Genomic DNA, 19,261 nt, shown 5'->3' with positions numbered 1-19,261 from the left:
ACACACTTTAGTGAGTATGCAATATGATTTTCCACTGCGTCGTGTCGCAAGAGAAATATTATATTCTGTTCATTTAATGTTTAGATTGCGTTCTTTTGTGAAGAGAAAAAGCTTTAAAAACATCATTTTGAGCGTTTTTGTTGCTTTTTATCATAAATCACACACACTTTCTCAAGTCTCACCTCCTCATCTTTTATAAAAGTATTTTCTATATGATATCAATCATATCAAACTTTTACAAAGTTTATTTACTTATCTTGTCCGTCCAATGTATTTTTTCCGCCAGCCAGTAGGAGTTTCGCCTGTTTCTTCAAAGAAACGACGATTGAAATTCGAAGCGTTTCCATATCCGCAAGCACGACGAATCGACGCGACGCTTTGATTCGTGGTCGTCAGCAATCTGCACGCATGCCCGATACGCAATCGTCGAACAAAATCCGAAAACCTTATTCCTGCGGCCCTTTTGAACAGACGAGAGAAAGCCGACACACTCATTCCAGCCTGACGAGCGGCCAAATCCAGGCTAATTTCACCGCTCAGATGCGAGGAAATGTACTCAATGGCATCGTTGACCACACTTTCCGCACCACTGCATACAGCCGGATCGTATCCGGACGCAACCACTGTATAGGATTCATCTGCTGAGGCATGCGCGAACACATCCAACACACGAATCAGATCACTAACACGGCAAGCAAGACTATGTTCCTCCATGCTTTCCAGAATCGAACCGGCCTGACGAGCGGATTCACCGCTCAGCACCAACGCCTGCCCCGCACGCCTCAACACCATTGCAAAACCAGACGTTTCCGGAAATCCAGACATCAGCAGACGTATGGTTTCCGGACGCACATGGCACACCACATCACGCTGACGAAGCCGCTCCCCCGGAGCGATGTCGGACACCCAATTATGCGGAAGATTCGAACCAATCAGCGCAACCTGCCCGGCCTCATACGGAACAACGGCATTGCCCGCCATCATCAATCCGGTACCTTCCCGAATCAGATGAATTTCAATATGAGGATGATGATGCCATTTCGCCAACGAGCTTGGGTAGCCATGCTTCACCCAACGCACCGAAGCCTGCGCGTCCGGCACAATGATCTCCAATACGCCGGAATCGTTCGAACTTCCACCTTTCGGCACGAATCCACCAAAAGAGGTCTGAGCCAAAGCCGTCTTCCCATGCCGATTATCGTTGACTTGTACAACAGCACCCATGGCCTAGACCCCTTTCGTCGTTCCGTAACGTGCGTAACGTCAGTCGTTATTCACGGTAATCTGCAGCTTAATATCTCCAGGACGCCCCTCGGCCATGCGATCAAACGCCGCCTTGGCATCCTCCATCGCATAGGTGTCGGTGATGAATGGCTTCAGATTCAGTTTACCGTTAGCCACGAGGTCGATGGCCTTCTGATACACATTGGCATAACGGAAGATATTTTCGATGCGCACCTCGGTAGCCTGCAGTTCCGTAATGTCGATAGCCACCGGACTGACCGGAATGCCAACGATAACGGCAGCGCCACCGGGAGCAATCAGCTTCCAGAATGTCTCGTATGACTTCGGCGAGCCCGAGCACTCGAAAGCCACATCAGCACCCCAACCCCCCGTTTCCTCACGGACGCGCTCCACCAGATCCTCTTTGGTGAGATCCACCGGAATAATACCTGGAATCTGAGCCGCAATCGCCAATTTGATTGCCGACACATCAGAAATCAGCACCTTGGAAGCGCCACCTGCCAACGCGCACGACGCGGTCAGCATGCCGACCGTACCCGATCCGGTGACCACGCAGACATCGCCCGGCTTGATACGAGCCTTGGTGGCGGACCACATGCCCACAGCCAACGGTTCAAGCAGCGCACCCTCACCGAAGCTCACATTGTCGGGCAGCTTGTAGGTGAACGCCGCAGGATGGTTCACCGTTTCGCACAGGCAGCCATCAATCGGCGGAGTGGCAAAGAAACGCACCGCAGGATCGACGTTATACATGCCCAGTTTGCTGGCACGCGAACTCATATCCGGAATGCCGGGCTCCATGGCCACACGATCGCCCACTTTGAAGCCTTCGACGCCAGGACCGACCTCAACCACCGTGCCGGAAGCCTCATGACCGAGAATCATCGGCTGCTCCACCACATATTTGCCCACGCGACCATGAGTGTAATAGTGCAGGTCGGAACCGCACACACCAACGGTATGCGGCGCGATCTTCAGCTCGCCTAGACCAGGTGCGGGGACGTCAGGCACCTCACGCACATTGATGACGCCCTGCTCTTCGAGAACGACTGCCTTCATGATTATTCTCCTTTGTGGATAATGATGTTTTTTGAGAAAAATGATGATCGAGCAATTGATATTCAATTGCGATTAGTTACGCTCGATCGCGGCAATGCGATGGCCGCGATCGTCAAATCCGGGTTGATGAGGATGAATGCCGAACGTGACCAACGATCCGATCGCATAGCAGATCGCATACGTCCAGCACACGCCGCCGAATCCGATAGTGGAAACCAGCACCGTCGCAATCAGCGGACCGAAAAACGTAGCCAGGCCGGAAGCGAAATTATGCGCGGAAATCGCAGCACCCTTATGTTCCAACGCCAACGCGGGAAACACGGCTCCCATAGGAACGAAAGCGGAAATTCCCAATCCAAGAACAACCGCATCAGCACACATAAGCACCATATTCGCCCCGAAAAACTGCGGAATGTAATACATGCCCAGCGTGCCGATCACACAGAACCAGCAGCCAAACCAGCGCATTTGCCGCATCCAACCATGCGAATCGCCCATACGACCCCAGAACACATTGCCGAAAATGGTGACCACAAACTGGAATCCCCAAATCTGGCTCCATTGCGAAACCTTAAACCAAGCACCGCCGCCATTGTTGGTAGTGGCCAAGTAGAGTGGCATGATGACGGGAAAGCCATACAACGTCAGATTGCAGATCACACGCACCACCGCAGCCAAAGCGATTTGGCGATTATGCACCAGAATGGTGACTCCTCGACTAAGCTCGCGCAGCTTGTCTGCATTGCTCATGGAAGAGTTGCCAGAACCCTTGCTTTTCGGCACCATCAGCAGGCAAATCAGCAGTCCAGCTATAGAAAACGGCAACGAAAGCCACAGCGAATAGTACTCGCCCACCATCGGAATGGTGAAACTCGGCAAATATGCGCCAAACACGCCGATGCCGAACGAGTAGGCGGCCCAAAACCACCCCATGGCCGACGCGAGCTTGGCAGGATCGATGGTTTGCGCCATCAACACCACGAACGAGTAGATGAACAGCGGGTAGCCAACACCCCGCAACGCATACACGCCTAACATCAGCGGATAGACGCCGCTCGGCAACGCCACACCAACGAACAGCAGGTGCAAAACGACCCAGGCGCTCGCGCCGATAAGCATGATGCGTTTGGCACCGAACATTTCAGCTAGCACACCGGACGCCCAGCCGGCAAGCGCAGCCACCAGCCCGTACATGGTGAACATCAGCGACGATTGCGAAGAGCTGAATCCCTGGTCCACGATGTATTTGGACAAAAAAGTCAATTCAAAGCCATCGCCGGTCATGAACACCGCTATGGCGACCAAGCCGGCCAATAGCGTGCGCGGCAGACCTATCTTCATAACATGTCTCTTTTCTTGGTAGAACGTCGTTGTCACCGTCTCAACTTTTTTTGTTGATAAATATATTTTCGACGCAGAAAAGTGGCAGAAAATCCTTTATGCACAGCTGTTTTTGATACTTTTTTGCAATACCTGATATCTCAGACCAACACGAGACATAAGGAAAGGACTTTTATGAAGTAGTCTTGGAAAAGAAGTTGCGCAGGAAGGATCAACCAGTGAAAGCCCAATCCGCCCTATCAGTCAAAGAAGCCAATTTCAAGGCCATGACCACGTTCATCTACACCCAAGGTTCAGCCACCAAGCAGATGTTCGAACACGAATTAGGGCTCAGCCTGCCAACCATCACGCAGAATCTGCGCGCCATGGAGGCCGACGGGCTCATCGTCAAAGGCGAGATGCAGAAATCCACCGGTGGACGCAAAGCGCAAATCTACGAATTCGCGGCACACTCCAGCGTGGCTATCGGCGTGCGAATCCAAACCACACGAATCACGGCCATCGCCATTGATCTGAACGGCAAATCCGTGGCCACCAGACAGCGCACACTCCCCTATCGCAACAACGACGCCTACTACCAGCGCATGAACGACATCATCAACGGTTTCGCGCAGGAACTGGCGAAACAAGGCAGCACGGTGCTAGGCGTGGCCTTCTGCATGCAAGGCATCGTATCGGCAGACGGGCAGTCGATCACCTTCGGCAAAATCATGAACAACACCGGCCTGAAACTCAGCGAACTCAGCCACGGCCTCAACTATCCGTCGCTGATGATTCACGATTCCGACGCTTCTGCCATGGCGGAACTCTGGTTCGACCACAATCTGAAGGATGCCGTCTGCATCTACCTCGAGCGACGCCCCGGAGGCGCGGTCATCGTAGACGGATCGCTTTACCAAGGGCCAAACCAATGCAATGGCTCAATCGAACATATGACGCTGATTCCAGGAGGCAACACCTGCTACTGCGGACAACAGGGCTGCATGGATACGTATTGCTCGCCGGAAACGCTGATGGAAGACGGCGAAAGCCTGCCCGGCTTCTTCTCGGTGTTGGAACAAGGCGAGCAGGAGCATCGCAAACGATTCTCGCAATGGCTGGATTATGTGGCGCTGGCGGTAACGAATATTCGCTCGGTACTGGCCGGTGACGTGATCATCAGCGGTGAGGCAGCACAATATCTCGATGATGACGATATGGCCGGACTACGCGAACGCGTGGTGGAACATACGCCATTCGGCACCACGGATTTCACCCTGCGCAAGGGAATGGCGCTCGACCATCAAGACATTATCGGCGCGGCCCTGCGTTTTGTGGAGCCGTACGTACGCGAACTATGCGATATGTGACCGCTTTTGCGCACATATTAATCGCATCGATTGCATAACAAAAAGAAGCGTGTTCCGAACCCGTATATAAGGTTCAGCGCACGCTTCTTTGTTTGCTTCCGTCTGTTTCGCCTGTTGTATTTGTTTTCAACGATTATTTGACGGCAATCATCTAACGATAGTTATTTGACAATCTGACAGAATTCAATGGTTTCGCCGTTCGGTCCGTATACGTTGAAGTAGCGGATGCCATGCTCCCAGAAGCTGTCGATATGCTGGATTTCGTTATCTTTGAAATTCAGCCCGAGTTCCTTCGCGTTTTCGAATGCAGCTTCGATGTCGGGAGTGTCGAATGCCCAATGGTTGATGGCACCAGTGGTCAGCGGAGCCGGATCGCCCTCCCACGTTTCGATGGTCAGATGGCCGTAACGCAGGAATGCACAACGATTTTCGCCGTTATGAAACAGTCCGGCCAGTTCGAAACCAAGCTTCTTCGTATAGAATTCGATGGTTTCGTCGAGATCCTTCGCCGGCATGCCGGAATGCTGCAGATCGGTAGTGAATTCAGACATTGCTTTCGCCATAAAATTACCTCCTGATAACGATGAATACGATTGATTTTCCCCTTTTGTGATTAGGATATGCGCTATGCGGCGATGTCGGCTGTGCATTTGCCGTCATGTCGTGATACTTTTTCGCTAATTCCAAGCTGTTCGGGACGAATAAACAACGTCAGCACAAAAGCAAGCACGCCTGCGGACCAGCCGCCAAACGCCGCGAACAAGCCATACACCGTGATTAGCAGCGACGCTTGGGAGGAGCTGAATCCTTAATCCACCATGAATTTGGAGAGGAAGGTAAGCTCGAAGCCATCGCCGGTCATGAAAATGACGACGGCAAGGAACCCCAGCATCAGCGTTCGCGGAACACCCAAACGCTCAAGCACGCGGATCATGTCAGGCACCAATCTTGACGACAGCCTTGGAAACGCCAGTGATCTTGCCGTCGAGGAAGTCTTGCACCTGCTCGAGTTCAAGCTCGTGGCTGATCAGGCCTCCGATGTTCATTTTGCCGGAGGAGACCAGCGAGATGGCATCGCGGAAGGTGAGCGGGTTGATGAAGGAGCCTTGGATGGTCAGCTGCTTCTTGTAAATGTCGTACGTATTCATTTCGAAATGCGCCTCCTGCGGGCCGACGCCGAACATCAGCACCTGCGCGCCCTTCTTGGCGGCGGCTACGGCCTGAGCTTGGGTCGCAGGAAGACCGACGGCTTCGATGATTACATCGTAGGAATCTTCCGGAATCTGTTCGCGGGTGGTGTTGTACGTTTCGGTGACGCCGAACTGCTCCTTGTTGCGCTGCAACTTTTCATCGAAAATGCCGGCAAGATCCACCTGATGCACGCCATACGCCTGCAGAAGCTGGGCGAAGACCTGCCCCATGAAACCGTCGCCGATAACCAACGCCTTCTGATACGGGCGAAGTTCCAGCAGATCGAGACCATGCACCGCGCATGAGACCGGCTCGACGGCAGCGGCGTCACGCAGGGAAACGTTATCTGGTAGCTTATAGACCACACTTGCGGGGGCGGTGAATTGTTCCGCCAGACCGCCGTTGCGGGTCACTCCGACCGCACTAAGATGGTCGCAGAGTTCAGGACGTTGCGTCAGGCAGAATTCGCACTGGCCGCAGTAGATGTTCGGGTCGACGGCGACACGGTCTCCCGGATTGACATTGGTGACGTCAGCGCCGACTGCAGCAACGATGCCAGAATTCTCGTGGCCAAGCACGATCGGCGGCACCGCAGCGGCCGATCCGGGGCGACCGTCATACAGGTCATGATCCGTGCCGCACACGCCTGCATATGCGGTGTTGATCAGCACTTCATTGGGTTCGATCTGCGGTGTTGGCATGTTCTGGATTTCAAATTCCTTGACACCGGTCAGTACAAGAGCTTTCATGATATGTCCTTTCCACTATAAAAGAAGTTCCGGCAGATCGTTCTGCCTGATGATTGAAAACTATACACTTTCTTAAATTCTTTTGCAAATCTCTTTTCATAAAGTTGTTTGCAAAGCGTGTGCCGCAGAAAATCAACGTTTTGTTTTTTAAAAAATCATCATCACAACATGCACATCATCATCGAAAACAGCCAGAACGGCATCTCACCGGCAGCGCAGCAACCATCGATCTGACATTGGCAGAGATGGTCCCGACATAGCAAGTCAACAGATAATTTCAAAGTGTTTAGAATGAGGTTATGAAGAACCCACCTTTGCACCGCTACGCAACCCGCCCAGGTCTCTATTTCACCGACGATGGTGGCGCGGACGCCGTTGTCCGCTCAGAAACAGCAGACCAAGTGTGGTTTTGCGTACTTGAACCACTTGACCAACCGAGCGCCTTCTATGCCGACGCCGCACGGCTGTTCAACGAACCCGGACTCACGTTCATCGATCAGGCCAAAAAACAGCGCATCTGCACCAGACGCATTCCCTCGCTCAATCTTCGCGAAACACTGTTCCGCATGGACGGTCCCAACTACGGACTGTGGTACGTGCACGTGCCGCAAGCATGGGACGGCATGCAATACGGATACCGCGTCAACGGCCCATAGGATCCCGATCATGGCGTGAGTTTCAACCCCTACAAGCTGCTGCTTGACCCATACGCCAAAGGCATCGAAGGATCGATGAAACTCGATCCAGGCGCATTCGCCTACGAATGCGAAATCGTCAACGGCAAGGTCAAGGGCTCCCCCTTCGGACCGATGAGCACCATCGACTCGGTAGGGCGCATGCCCGTTTCCGTAGCCATAGACGACCGCGCCATCGACAAACACGCAGGAGAACCCTCGCATCCACACGTTCCGTGGAGCAAAACGGTTATCTACGAGCTGCATGTCAAAGGCTTCACCGCCAACGCGCCATGGCTGCCCAAAGAACTTCGCGGCACCTACGCGGGCCTCGCACACCCGGCCACGCTCTCATACCTGCAGGATCTGGGCGTCACCTCCATCGAACTGCTGCCGATCCAAGCCAAACAATCGGAACTCTTCCTGCAGGAACGAGGACGCACCAACTACTGGGGATACTCCACGCTCGGATATTTCGCCCCCGAATCCTCATATGCCACCAAACGCTCGCAAGAGGCAGGAGCGGCCGCAGTACGGCAAGAAGTCATCAACATGGTGCGCGCATTGCACGAGGCCGGCTTTGAAGTGATTATGGATGTGGTTTACAACCACACCTGCGAATCAGGTCCCGAAGGCCCGACCATTTGCTGGCGAGGCCTTGACAATCTCTCGTACTACCGACGCACCAAAGACAAGATCAGCCGCCTGTACGACACCACCGGTTGCGGCAACACGCTTGATTTCACCAACACGCACGTCACCACGTTCGCCGTGGATTCGTTGCGCTATTGGGCCAAACGCATTGGTATCGACGGATTCCGATTCGATCTTGCGGCGACGCTGGCACGTCTCGACGGTGAATTCACCCGCTACCATCCATTCCTGTACGCTTTGCGCTCCGACATACTGCTCGGCAATCTCAAAATGATCATGGAACCATGGGATTGCGGCCCGAACGGCTGGCGCACCGGCGAATTCGGCATTCCTTTCGCGGAATGGAACGACCGTTTCCGCGATTGCACGCGCAAATTCTGGCTGACCGACGTGGATCGCACACGCAGCGGCGAATACGGCGAAATGACCATGCAAGACATGGCCACACGCCTATGCGGATCTTCCGACCTGTTCGCCACCGACCCCGGCCGCGGTTCGACCGCCTCCGTGAACTATGTGGCCTGCCACGACGGCTTCACCACCGCCGACCTGACCATGTACAAGAGCAAACACAACGAAGCTAACGGCGAAAACAACCACGACGGAACAAACGACAACCATTCCATCAATTTCGGGCATGAGGGCCCCAGCAGCGACCAAATCATCGTGCAGCAGCGCCAGCGTGCCACCATGAACCTGCTGGGCACGCTCTTACTGTCGTTGGGTACGCCAATGCTGCTCGCCGGCGACGAATTCGGCAATTCGCAAAACGGCAACAACAACGCCTACACGCAAGACAATGACATTACATGGCTTGATTGGGATTGGCTATACAGCACCGAGCAAACGCCGGAATTGAAGCAATTCAATCTAACGTCACGTTTAATCACGTTGCGGAAATCCCACGATTTGTACAGTCATGAGGATTTCTTCACGCGCCTGAGCAAAATCGGTTTGCTGAAGAAATCCGATCGCGTGCATTGGTATCTTCCGAACGGGCAGATGCCGGACGATTCGGATTGGACGAATCCTGCCGTACGCTCGTTCGCCATGCAGCTGCTCTCCCCCGACGAGCCTAGCCTGCTAATTCTGATCAACGGTTCCGACGAAGTCACACGTTTCCATCTTCCGAAAGGCATTGAATGGGAGATGGTCTGGTCTTCATCAGAGATCGTCGGCGAATATCCCGGTTTGGGAACGTCCATCGAACGGGTATCAGAATTCGACGCAGAGTCGGAAAACAAGCCGGCAGGTAGACTGCGCAATCATCTGCACCGCATCAATATGATGTACTGGCAGATGCAAGACAATGAAGCAAATCTGCAATCTGCCGACGATGGATTGTCGGAAGACGATCCGACATTGTGGACGCTCCCGGCGTTGAGCATCAGTGCGATGAGGCAGATGCCGACCGCCTGATTCCATCAAGCTCTGCCTGAATCGTTCGAATACCAAGAAACCCCTCGGAAAACGAATTTCCGAGGGGTTTCGAATAAAGCTTGCTGTAAGCTTTAGCGCTTCGAGAACTGCGGAGCGCGACGTGCCTTGTGCAGACCAGCCTTCTTGCGTTCCACGACGCGGGCGTCGCGGGTCAGGAAGCCAGCCTTCTTCAGGGCGGCGCGGTTCGCATCACGATCGATAGCGTTCAGAGCGCGGGCAACGCCCAGGCGGATTGCGCCAGCCTGGCCGGTGGTGCCGCCACCGTCAACGAGGACGATAGCGTCGAACTTGCCTTCGAGCTTGAGCAGAACGATCGGGGAGTTGACCTCACGCTGCAGCAGCTTGGCCGGGAAGTACTCTTCCAGGGTGCGACCATTGATGGTCCACTTGCCGGTGCCCGGAACCAGGCGAACACGGGCGACGGCTTCCTTACGACGACCGGTGCCGTAGCCCGGAGCGATGGTGGAAGTACCGGTGCCAGCGCCAGCGTTGGTCTCGGTGGTGTACGAGGTGAGCTCCTCTTCGGTCTCGAGAACCGCGGAGTCGTTGGTGTTTTCAGCCATGTTTCTTATCTCCCTTCGGTTCACTTAGCCTGCTGCGAGACCTGAGCGATCTCGAAAACCTGCGGCTTCATGCCAGCGTACGGATGCTCGGCACCGCGAACGATGTGGAGACGATCCAGCTGAACCTTGGCCAGACGGTTCTTCGGCAGCATGCCCTTGATGGCAGACTTGATGATGCGCTCGGGGTTGGTCTTGAGCAGCTGGGCGTAGCTATCGCGACGCAGGCCACCCGGACGACCGGAGTGCATGTACAGTTCCTTGCCCAACTTGTTGCCGGTCAGAGCGATCTTGTCGGCGTTGAGGATGATCACGTGGTTGCCGGAATCGGCGTGCGGAGCGTAGGTCGGCTTGTTCTTGCCACGCAGCAGGGTTGCCGCCTGAGTGGCGAGACGACCGAGCACCACGTCGGTGGCGTCGATGACGTACCAGTCGTGAGTCAGATCAGCTGGCTTCGGAGTGAAAGTTTTCACGATGTACCTTTTCTATATATTGTGTTCCGGACCATCCATCAGCATTACACGCGTTGGTTGGGCGCGGAATAATGCCGTTTTTCAGGTCTCATTATCCGTGGGCTCCCTGAAAGTCCTCGATGGCGAGTGGGAAAAGCGCTTTGAAGGACCCCGTAGGGAAACACAACAGTCTACTAGTATATCGCCTGCCTTGACATTCGGCAACACGAAAAACAAGGGTGTCCGCAGACCGTCGGACCTGTGGACACCCCATGGAATCGCCTATAGAAGATCAGCCACGCATGATGGCGGTGATCTCTTGCAGACGCGGTTCGTCGAAGAGCTTTTCGAGCGGCACCACGTTGCCTTCGCCATCGGCCAGCGGAATACGCCAATTCGGATACTCGTTATTGGTGCCCGGCTGGTTCTGCGTGCGCTTCTCACCGACCGCGTCGACGATGGAGGCGGCCATGAGCTTGCAGGGCGAACCTTTCAGACCACGGTACAGCGCGTCGACAATCTCGTTTTCGTTGGCGGCTTCGTCATCCAGAGCAGCCTTGTCGAGATAGCCCTCCTCGACCAGCATGTTCAGCATGGCATTGTGCTCGGCGGTTGCGGACTTCTGGAATTCCTCCACCGGACCGGACAGCAGGCCGAGCTGCTCACGCAACTTGACGTGGCCATATTCGAGGTAACCGGCCGCCGGAGGCATGTCATGCGTATTGACGGACGCCAGTGCGTACGGACGCCAATCCTTCGGAGTGCGGAACACACCGTCCATCTGTTCGAACCATTCCACGGCACAACCGAGAATGCCATGTTCGGACAGCGACTTGGACACATAGGCCGGCACGACACCCAGATCCTCGCCGACAACCACGCCACCAGCGCGGGAAGCCTCAAGCGCGAGAATGCCGAGCATGACATCGGAATCGTAATGCACATATGTGCCATCAGTGGCGGGCTTGCCTTCCGGAATCCACCATAGGCGGAACAGACCAAGGATATGATCGATACGCACCGCACCGGCATTGGCGAACATGTCATGCACCATATCCCGGTACACCTTGAATCCGGTCTGTTCGAGGGCGATCGGGTTAAGCGGCGGCTGGCTCCAATCCTGGCCCTGCTGGTTGAACATGTCCGGCGGGGCACCGACCGTGGCGCCCTTGGCGAAGCGTTCCGGATTCCACCACACATCGGATCCTGCCGGATGCACGCCGACGGCCATATCCGCGACGATGCCGATCTTCATACCGGCCTTGCGGGCGGCCTGCTGCGCCGCGTGCAACTGATCGGTGGCGACCCACTCAAGCCAGCGGTAGAACTCAAGGGTGTCCGGGAACTTCTCACGCAACTGCGCGACTTCTTCGGAATCACGGTTGTATTTGCGCACCCAATTATCGGCGTCGTCGGAGGGAGCTCCCCACTTGTCGTAGCACAGGCACCAGGTGGCGTAGGATTCGATCTCGTCTCCGCATTCGGCGAGGTAACGGTCGAATTCGGCCTGGCGAGCCTTGGTTCGGCCGGCCTTGTAGATGACCCACAGCGCATGCTTCTTGACGCGCCACATGGCGTCGCGATCGATCAGCCGCGCGTCGTCATTCAGCGATTCGACCTGCTCGTGCAGCGCATCGACTTCAGCCCTGTCCTCGTGGGACAGCGTGAGATATTCCGGCATGGACTCCGGACGGATGTAGCTGAAATTGATGAAACGGCGGGAAATCGGCAGATACGGCGATGGCGTCAGCGGAGGCACCGGCTCCGCGGCGTGCATCGGGTTGATAAGCATGAAGTCGGAGCCGGTCTTCTTTTTGGCCTCGACCAGCATGGTCTTCAGATCTTCGAAGTCTCCCACGCCCCAGGATCCCTTGGAACGGATGGAGTACAGCTGGCTCATCCACCCCCACAGGGAGCCGTTCTTCATATCATCGAGCAGTTCGATTTTCTCAGGAGCGCTGATAACGGTTGCAGTCTCCGCCTCGTTGCCGACAGTGACCTCGAGGGTGTGATAGCCTTCGGGCAGATCGGCGGGCAGGACGAGATACGACGTGAAGAAGAAGCTGCTATCAATCTCATGGGCGATTTTCTCACCGCCCTCATGGGAGATTTTGCCCGTGAATTGCTTGCCGTTTTCCAGCGTGATGGAGGCTTCCGGCACATCGAACATGCCGCCGTGCACCTCCACCTTGCTTTCCTTGCCCACGATATGCAGCACGGTGGGAGCCACCACGCGCGTTTCGCGTTCGGACTTGATGGATGTGATGGACTGGTTGATCGCCTCATCGTTGGAAGCGTCAATACCAAGCGCCTTGAGCACCGCCACCAGAACATCGTCTTCGATTTCGTGGTAATCATGGCTCATACCGACGTAGCTGGTGGCGACACCCACCAGCTTTGCCAGACGAATGAGCGGACGGGCGAGACGCGTTGCGTTTTCGGTCTGTTCTGTCATGGTTCCCAGTCTAGGACCAAAACATGCGCACCACGCGCAGGAATCTCATAAAAATGACAACGTATGCAATTATTTTTCCGCAAGCTGCCGTTGAGCGGCCTTCTGCACGTCGCTTGAAGCGTCCTGCGCCAACTGCTGGAGCATCCGATCGGAAACATTCGGATTCAAGGCGACGGCCCTGCGCACCATGGTCGCAAGCACCACCGGAGCGTCCGGTTCGACCTGCGTTCCCAACGAGCCCAGGAAATCAAGCGTGTCGGAATCCATGGTGGAATCTTCGGCGCCTTCAAGACGCATTTTCCAAGACGTACGTTTGTTGCGCAGCGCGGTGGCACGCACTTCGGGCGACTCATCCTTGGTCAGTCGGCCCACCAGCCAGTTCTTGTCATCGGCGTTTCCCGCAACGGCTTTGCGTACTTCAGGAGACTCGTCGGTGGAAAGCTTGACCAGAATGTTCGGGAACGGCATGGTTTCGGCAAGGAAGACGCGGTCCTCCACCGGCGTATGCGCGTTGCCGGCCACAGCCTCAAGCAATGCGGTGGCACGGGAGAACGCCGCCTGGTCGCTCCGGTCCGGCAGCGGACGTCTGGCGAACTCGCTTAATGCGGCGGAATCAGTGGAATGCCGGAGCCGCTCGTATGTGGCGGTCAACGGCTCGAAATCCACGGTCTCATCGGCGTTCGAGGCGTCGGCCTGCGAATCATTCTCATGCTGCTCGTTCTCATCACTCATATTTTCACCTTACGACACTATATGCATGCGGCTCACAACGTGAACTCATACTTTGACCGGACGGTTGGACGTGCCCACCAGTTGCGGAACGACCGTGGCGTTGAAAGTTTCCACAACTCGGGATTCGAAGACATTCGCCTGTTCCTGCGGAACCACCACAGTCAAGGCGATGCGGTCAGTGTACTGCGCGTCGGTCTGCTCGCCTTCCACCGTTGACAACAGATTCTGGAAGCTGCCCAACTGCGGATAATCAAGAGTTACCTGATATTCGCCGCACGGTACGATTTTCGCCTTGGAAGCAGCCTTGACCGCAATTGACGCACCTGTGGAATACGCACGAATCAGGCCGCCGGAACCAAGCAGGATACCGCCGAAATACCGTGTGACCGCGACCACGCAATCAGTCATTTCGTTTGCCCGCAGCACGTCGAGAATGGGCTTGCCGGCGGTTCCGGACGGCTCGCCATCATCGCTCATGCGTTCCGCAAGACGTCCATCGGATCCACCACACACCGCGGCATAGGCGACATGCCGGGCTTTCGGATGCTGGTCACGGATCGTCTGAACGAAAGCGAGCGCCTCATCCAACGAGCTGATATGACAGGCGTCTCCGATGAATTCCGATTTCTTTTCGACGAAGGCGTCGTGCGCCGGCCGATCGGCGGAATCGAGTATGGTCTGCATGCTGTTCAACCTACCTAACCTCACCGACCGCGCGCATATGCTGCTTCCCGGTTATTTTTTCAGACGACGACGTTGAATTCCTCCCCCTTGAAGAAGGCGGCGATGGATTGGACCACCTGCTTGGTCATGCCGATATACGCGCCGTCGGTGCGCCATGCGATGTGCGGGGTGAGCACGATGCCGGGAATCTTGCACAAAGGATCGTCGGCGGCAAGCGGCTCATGATCGAACACGTCCAAGGCCGCCGGAATGTCTCCGCGTTGAAGTCTTGCGAGCAGTGCGCCGGGTTCGATGACTTCGGCGCGGGCGGTGTTGACGAACAGGGTTCCCGGACGCAACGCGTCGAGGTTCTTCGCCGTGATGATGCCACGGGTGGAGTCAAGCAACGGCATATGCACGCTGACCACGTCTGAATTCGAGATCAACTCGTTCATGTCTTCCACCGGAGTGACATTCAGGTTCTCGAACACCTGTGCCGGCACGTGGGAGTTCCACGCGGATACTTTCATGCCGAAAGCGTTGGCGATGCCGGCCACGGTCTGCCCGATGCCGCCGAGTCCGATGATGCCGAGCTTCTTGCCGAACAGTTCGAAACCGTCGGCACCGTCCCAATCGCCTTGCTTGACCTGCATATCAAGCGCTCCGGCGTGCCTGGTCAGTTCCATGAGCAACGCCATGGCGTGCTCGGCGACGGCGTGATCGCCGTAATGCAGCACGTTGCAGACGCGGATGCCGCGTTCCTTGGTTTTCTCAAGATTGATGTAGCTGGCGACGCCGGTGCCTCCGAACGCATAGCACTTGGCGTCGAGCCTGTCGAGGATGGCATCGGCGCAGTGGAATCCGATGACCATGACGGCGTCGGCATCCTTGCAGCGTTCCACGATGGTGTCCTCGTCCAGTGTGAAATCCTCGTACATGCGCACGCGGGCCACGTTTTCGAGCATCGTGAAGTTCTGTTTGAACGGTCCGATCATCGATTCGATGACCACCGGCATGACCACCAGCGGCAAGTCGGCACGGTCCGGCTGGGTCTCGAAAACTCCATCCATATCTTTACCTCACATCACGAGCGGAAACGCTCCATACAGGTCGATTAACGAATACGAGGCATATTCTGCCACGGGAAACTACTTTCCAGATGAACCAGCTTGTTCTGCGGTGATGTTCCACTCTCGAACCACGTTCTGGTCCGCGCCCATGGAATAGATCACGTTCCAGATACGTTGTCTCTGATTGGCATCTTCTGTTTCGTTCCAACAGGCTCCATCCGGATGGTCGTCCGAAATCGGACACCACTGGTATTGGCCTTGACGCACATTGGCCGTCGGCACCCAATCGATGCGATTGACCCGCCATGAGCCGGCCACGCCTTTCTTGCCGGCGAATTGGACGCGGGCCGTCACGCCTTGGTTGTTGACCTCGTTGCCTGGAATGTAGGACGTGACCGTCACCGCGTTGCCCAGACCGTAGATGATCCATGTGCCGTTGTAGTTCTCAACGGGCTGCGCGCAGTGGCATCCGGCACCGTAGATGACGTCGAATGCACCGGTGTCGGCCAGCTCATGCGCTTCGGACTGCTGCCACGAGTCGGCGTAGTCAAGATATTCCTGCACGGAATGCATGGCGATGGCCGCCACGTCGGCGCCTTGTTTACGGGCCTCTTTGGCTTTGGCCACGGCTTTGTCGATGTCGGCCTGATGGTTCGGATCGCCGCTCTCGCGCAGACGGTCGACGCGCCAATCATAATCGGGGGTTTGCGCGTTCAGGGACACGGTACCGGCGATCAGGCCCAGTTTGCCGCCACCGGTCGGGGAATCGATGACCAGCGGTTTGGTAGAGTCTTCCTCGGTCTTGTAGGAGCCCGTCTGTGCGATGCCGTCCTGGTCGAGGGTATCCCACAGGCGTGTGATGCCATCCGCGCCTTGATCCCACGAATGGTTCGACGCATGCGTGCATGCGCGATACCCCACCTTGGCGGCCGCGTCGGCGACCTCCGAGGGAATGTTGAACACCGGATACCCGGTGTAGGGGCCACCGCGAGGCGCAATCGGCGTTTCGAATTCGCACACCGCGATATCGGAGGCATCGATGTACTTGCGCATCGGTTCGAACAGACTGGTGAAGTCATAGGCCGTACCGTCCGTCGCCGCGGTATTGGGACCGGCGAAGTTGTCCCACAGACCAGGGTGGAACAGCAGATCGCCATTGACCATCATGGCGATGCAATCGGTATCCGGACAGTCCGGCGAATTGCCGTGATGTTCCTTCGGCTCGGCCTTTTTCACCACATGCTTTTTCTGCTTGGCCACGTCCATCTGCGTTGCGGCCCCCTGCCCGGCTTGGGACTGTGATGAATGCAAGCACCGCGTCAGGAACCACCCACCTACCGCCAGCAATACAACAAGCACGACGGCTGCGACGATGGCCAGCCTGCGACGCCCTGCAACCAGCACTTCCGGGTTGCGGGCATGCACCGCCTTGTCCCTGTATCTCATGGCACTCCCCCTGTTTCTTCTCATGCTCCACATCACTCTCAATGTTCAAGATTACCTGATGGCCCCGTACGCCATATGCCAAGACGCACGCTTCCTTTACCGTATTTGAGCCGTACCGCGTCTAATGCCGCTTCCGCACCGCGTAGCCGTTCCGATTGGGTCGACGGTTCGGTATCCGTTCCACGACCCCGCTGCGCCTCGTTCTGCTCTTCAAGCATGTCATCAAGCGAAAGCTGAACCGCCGCATCCGCCGCTTCGACCAAACCGCCCGCGCTCATGCCGGCAAGTCGCACCGGTCTGGTCAAGGAAATGGCGTCGATAGAGCTTTCCGGCATGCCCATCATGGCCAGCAATAATGCGACACATTGCGGATACAGCATGCTTGCCGCATCCGTCGGACAGTCCAGCGTATGTCCTTTCGTCGCATAGCTCAAATCCGGGAATCGCAGCTTCACCATGACCTTACGCGCCATCAACCCTCGTCTGCGCAGCGTGCCGGCCACATCATCGCAACACCAGCGGAGCATGGATGTCACCTGCCGCATGTCTTGGGTGTCCTTGTCGAACGTGCGTTCCGCGCCGACGGATTTCCCCTGCGCACGCGGTGCGACAGGGCGGTCATCCAATCCGCGTGCCGCCATGTACAACCCGCGCGCGCTGATGGCTGACCCCGTCGCCTGCTCAAGCGATTCCATGCTCATCTTCGCCAAGTCAGCCACGGAATCAACGCCCCATGCGTTCAGTCGTTTCTCCAAGGACGGACCGATGCCAGGTATGCCACGCAACGGCATCATCTGCACGAATTCGGCATGTCTGGCCACGGGGATCATGAGCATGCCATCCGGTTTGGCATTGGTCGAAGCCATTTTGGCGACAAGCTTGTTCGCCGCGATGCCGACGGAACAGGTGATGTGGTACCGTCTGGCGACCTGATCGCGTATCCAAGCTCCGATGGCGCGGGGACTTTTCCACCGCAGCAGCGCGCCGGAGACGTCCATATAGCATTCATCCACGGAAACCTGTTCGATGCGATCGGTGACGCGGGAGAACACCTCTGTGAAGATACGTCGGGACATCTCACGGTAGTAGTGGATGTCCACCGGCAGAAAGACGCCGTTCGGGCATAGTTTTCTTGCCCGGGAGCTTGCCATCGCCGAATTGATGCCGTATTTGCGTGCCTCATAGTTCGCCGCGGACACCACGGAACGGTTGCCGATGCCGATGATTACCGGTTTGTCGGCGTATTCCGGATGCCGCGCCACTTCGAGGGATGCGAAAAAAGCGTCCATGTCGATATGCAGCACCGTGCATCCGACCTCATCGTGACCCCAGTCACGTTTGGCCGCTGCGATTCTTGGTGCCGTGCTCATGATTCCATGATAGACAACGATTCGGCAGTTTTGGAACAAATGTTCGAATATGGCGAAACCTGCGGGCATACCGGCGTGTCGCATATCAATGAGACCGCTCGACACGGCTCACGAGTTCGAGTCCCACTGACATCACCACACGTTTTTCTCTCATTTTTTCACAATATGGTGTTTCGCACGCGGATAGATGCTATAGTTACATGCTGTTGCGTCGTAACGCAACAGTGGAGTCATGCCTGAGTGGCCGATAGGGGCACCCTGCTAAGGTGTTAGTCGTGTTTAGCGGCTCGAGGGTTCGAATCCCTCTGACTCCGCCTTGAGGGTTTTCGGAGAAATCCGGAAGCCCTTTTTTTCATGCCAAAACGGCGGAATACCAACGATTTCAAGACATACGGCGCAAACAGAGAATGTACGGAAATGTACGCCAATGCCAACATTTCCGGTACCCAGCAAGGTACCCGAGTTGGGTACCCAACAAGACAGCCGACGACTGCACTGCAAATAGGCCATCGTGTCGGCAATGGTCATGAGCGGGGGTTCAGTCTTCCTCATAATCACCCCCGTTCACGCTCACCGCAACGTCCAACAATTGAGACGCCACATCCGACGGAATCCACGCAGACACGCCCCTATACGGCGAAACGTCCGGCCTAGAACACTTCAAACAGCTCCTAGCCTGCACAACGCCGAACAGGGTCTTTAATGGCCCGAGCCTCCGCGAGATGCCACCGACGAACCAGACGACGGAAACGGTGAAAAGTCGGATAATCAGTCTCGAAATCCTCCTGCACGTGCAACGGCAAACCATTAT

At 56.1% G+C, this 19,261-nt stretch carries 14 protein-coding genes, 1 tRNA gene and 2 pseudogenes; 3 read left to right on the top strand and 14 right to left on the bottom strand.

Going from position 1 to position 19,261, the window contains the following annotated elements; translation table 11 throughout:
- Positions 1-252: 252 nt before the first annotated feature.
- The 3 genes from OGI63_RS03545 to OGI63_RS03535 form a co-directional block, all read right to left on the bottom strand.
- Complete coding sequence (locus OGI63_RS03545) at positions 253-1,224, bottom strand: helix-turn-helix domain-containing protein (RefSeq protein WP_011742822.1); 972 nt, start codon at positions 1,222-1,224, stop codon at positions 253-255.
- Between the two features lie 39 nt (positions 1,225-1,263).
- Complete coding sequence (locus OGI63_RS03540) at positions 1,264-2,304, bottom strand: NAD(P)-dependent alcohol dehydrogenase (RefSeq protein ID WP_003807942.1); 1,041 nt, start codon at positions 2,302-2,304, stop codon at positions 1,264-1,266.
- A gap of 72 nt (positions 2,305-2,376) precedes the next feature.
- On the bottom strand, positions 2,377-3,645 hold the full coding sequence (locus OGI63_RS03535) for an MFS transporter (RefSeq protein WP_041777244.1): 1,269 nt from the start codon (positions 3,643-3,645) through the stop codon (positions 2,377-2,379).
- A gap of 218 nt (positions 3,646-3,863) precedes the next feature.
- Between OGI63_RS03535 and OGI63_RS03530 the strand changes: the two genes are divergently transcribed.
- Entirely contained in the window at positions 3,864-4,994 is a 1,131-nt protein-coding gene (locus OGI63_RS03530; protein WP_011742819.1) for an ROK family transcriptional regulator, read from the top strand.
- A gap of 161 nt (positions 4,995-5,155) precedes the next feature.
- On the opposite strand, the gene OGI63_RS03525 is transcribed toward OGI63_RS03530, so the two are convergent.
- The 3 genes and pseudogenes from OGI63_RS03525 to OGI63_RS03515 form a co-directional block, all read right to left on the bottom strand.
- Positions 5,156-5,557, bottom strand: coding sequence for a VOC family protein (locus OGI63_RS03525; RefSeq protein ID WP_003807935.1), 402 nt, complete (start codon positions 5,555-5,557; stop codon positions 5,156-5,158).
- A gap of 158 nt (positions 5,558-5,715) precedes the next feature.
- A pseudogene (locus OGI63_RS03520) lies at positions 5,716-5,928 on the bottom strand (cytochrome C biogenesis protein CcdA); the annotation flags it as partial.
- Between the two features lies 1 nt (position 5,929).
- Positions 5,930-6,934, bottom strand: a complete 1,005-nt coding sequence (locus OGI63_RS03515; RefSeq protein WP_011742817.1) for a zinc-dependent alcohol dehydrogenase family protein — start codon at positions 6,932-6,934, stop codon at positions 5,930-5,932.
- Positions 6,935-7,233: 299 nt separating this feature from the next.
- On the opposite strand from OGI63_RS03515, the pseudogene glgX reads away from it, so the two are divergent.
- Positions 7,234-9,681 (top strand): annotated as a pseudogene (gene glgX / locus OGI63_RS03510) (glycogen debranching protein GlgX).
- A 92-nt stretch (positions 9,682-9,773) separates the two neighbouring features.
- On the opposite strand, the gene rpsI reads toward glgX, so the two are convergent.
- From rpsI to dinB, 8 genes are all read right to left on the bottom strand, one after another.
- On the bottom strand, positions 9,774-10,265 hold the full coding sequence (gene rpsI / locus OGI63_RS03505) for a 30S ribosomal protein S9 (RefSeq protein ID WP_003807930.1): 492 nt from the start codon (positions 10,263-10,265) through the stop codon (positions 9,774-9,776).
- Positions 10,266-10,285: 20 nt separating this feature from the next.
- On the bottom strand, positions 10,286-10,735 hold the full coding sequence (gene rplM / locus OGI63_RS03500) for a 50S ribosomal protein L13 (RefSeq protein WP_003807927.1): 450 nt from the start codon (positions 10,733-10,735) through the stop codon (positions 10,286-10,288).
- Between the two features lie 271 nt (positions 10,736-11,006).
- Positions 11,007-13,169: a 4-alpha-glucanotransferase gene (malQ, locus tag OGI63_RS03495; RefSeq protein WP_041777242.1), complete on the bottom strand. Its 2,163-nt coding sequence runs from the start codon at positions 13,167-13,169 to the stop codon at positions 11,007-11,009.
- A 69-nt stretch (positions 13,170-13,238) separates the two neighbouring features.
- Entirely contained in the window at positions 13,239-13,901 is a 663-nt protein-coding gene (locus tag OGI63_RS03490; RefSeq protein ID WP_011742813.1) for a hypothetical protein, read from the bottom strand.
- A 45-nt stretch (positions 13,902-13,946) separates the two neighbouring features.
- Complete coding sequence (locus OGI63_RS03485) at positions 13,947-14,585, bottom strand: IMPACT family protein (RefSeq protein ID WP_003807921.1); 639 nt, start codon at positions 14,583-14,585, stop codon at positions 13,947-13,949.
- 59 nt (positions 14,586-14,644) lie between these two features.
- On the bottom strand, positions 14,645-15,634 hold the full coding sequence (locus OGI63_RS03480; RefSeq protein ID WP_085347226.1) for a D-2-hydroxyacid dehydrogenase family protein: 990 nt from the start codon (positions 15,632-15,634) through the stop codon (positions 14,645-14,647).
- 78 nt (positions 15,635-15,712) lie between these two features.
- The gene (locus OGI63_RS03475; protein ID WP_413464214.1) at positions 15,713-17,080 is read right to left on the bottom strand and encodes a CapA family protein; all 1,368 of its coding nucleotides are present in this window, start codon (positions 17,078-17,080) and stop codon (positions 15,713-15,715) included.
- A 38-nt stretch (positions 17,081-17,118) separates the two neighbouring features.
- A complete protein-coding gene (gene dinB / locus OGI63_RS03470; RefSeq protein WP_050731441.1) occupies positions 17,119-18,450 on the bottom strand; it encodes a DNA polymerase IV in 1,332 nt (443 codons plus the stop codon).
- 226 nt (positions 18,451-18,676) lie between these two features.
- Between dinB and OGI63_RS03465 the strand changes: the two genes are divergently transcribed.
- Positions 18,677-18,764: transfer RNA gene (locus OGI63_RS03465), tRNA-Ser, on the top strand.
- The last annotated feature ends 497 nt before the right edge of the window (positions 18,765-19,261 follow it).

This window comes from Bifidobacterium sp. KRGSERBCFTRI (assembly GCF_025908335.1).
The sequence above is the reverse complement of the archived record's forward strand: the minus strand, read 5'-3'. Positions and strand labels throughout refer to the sequence as shown.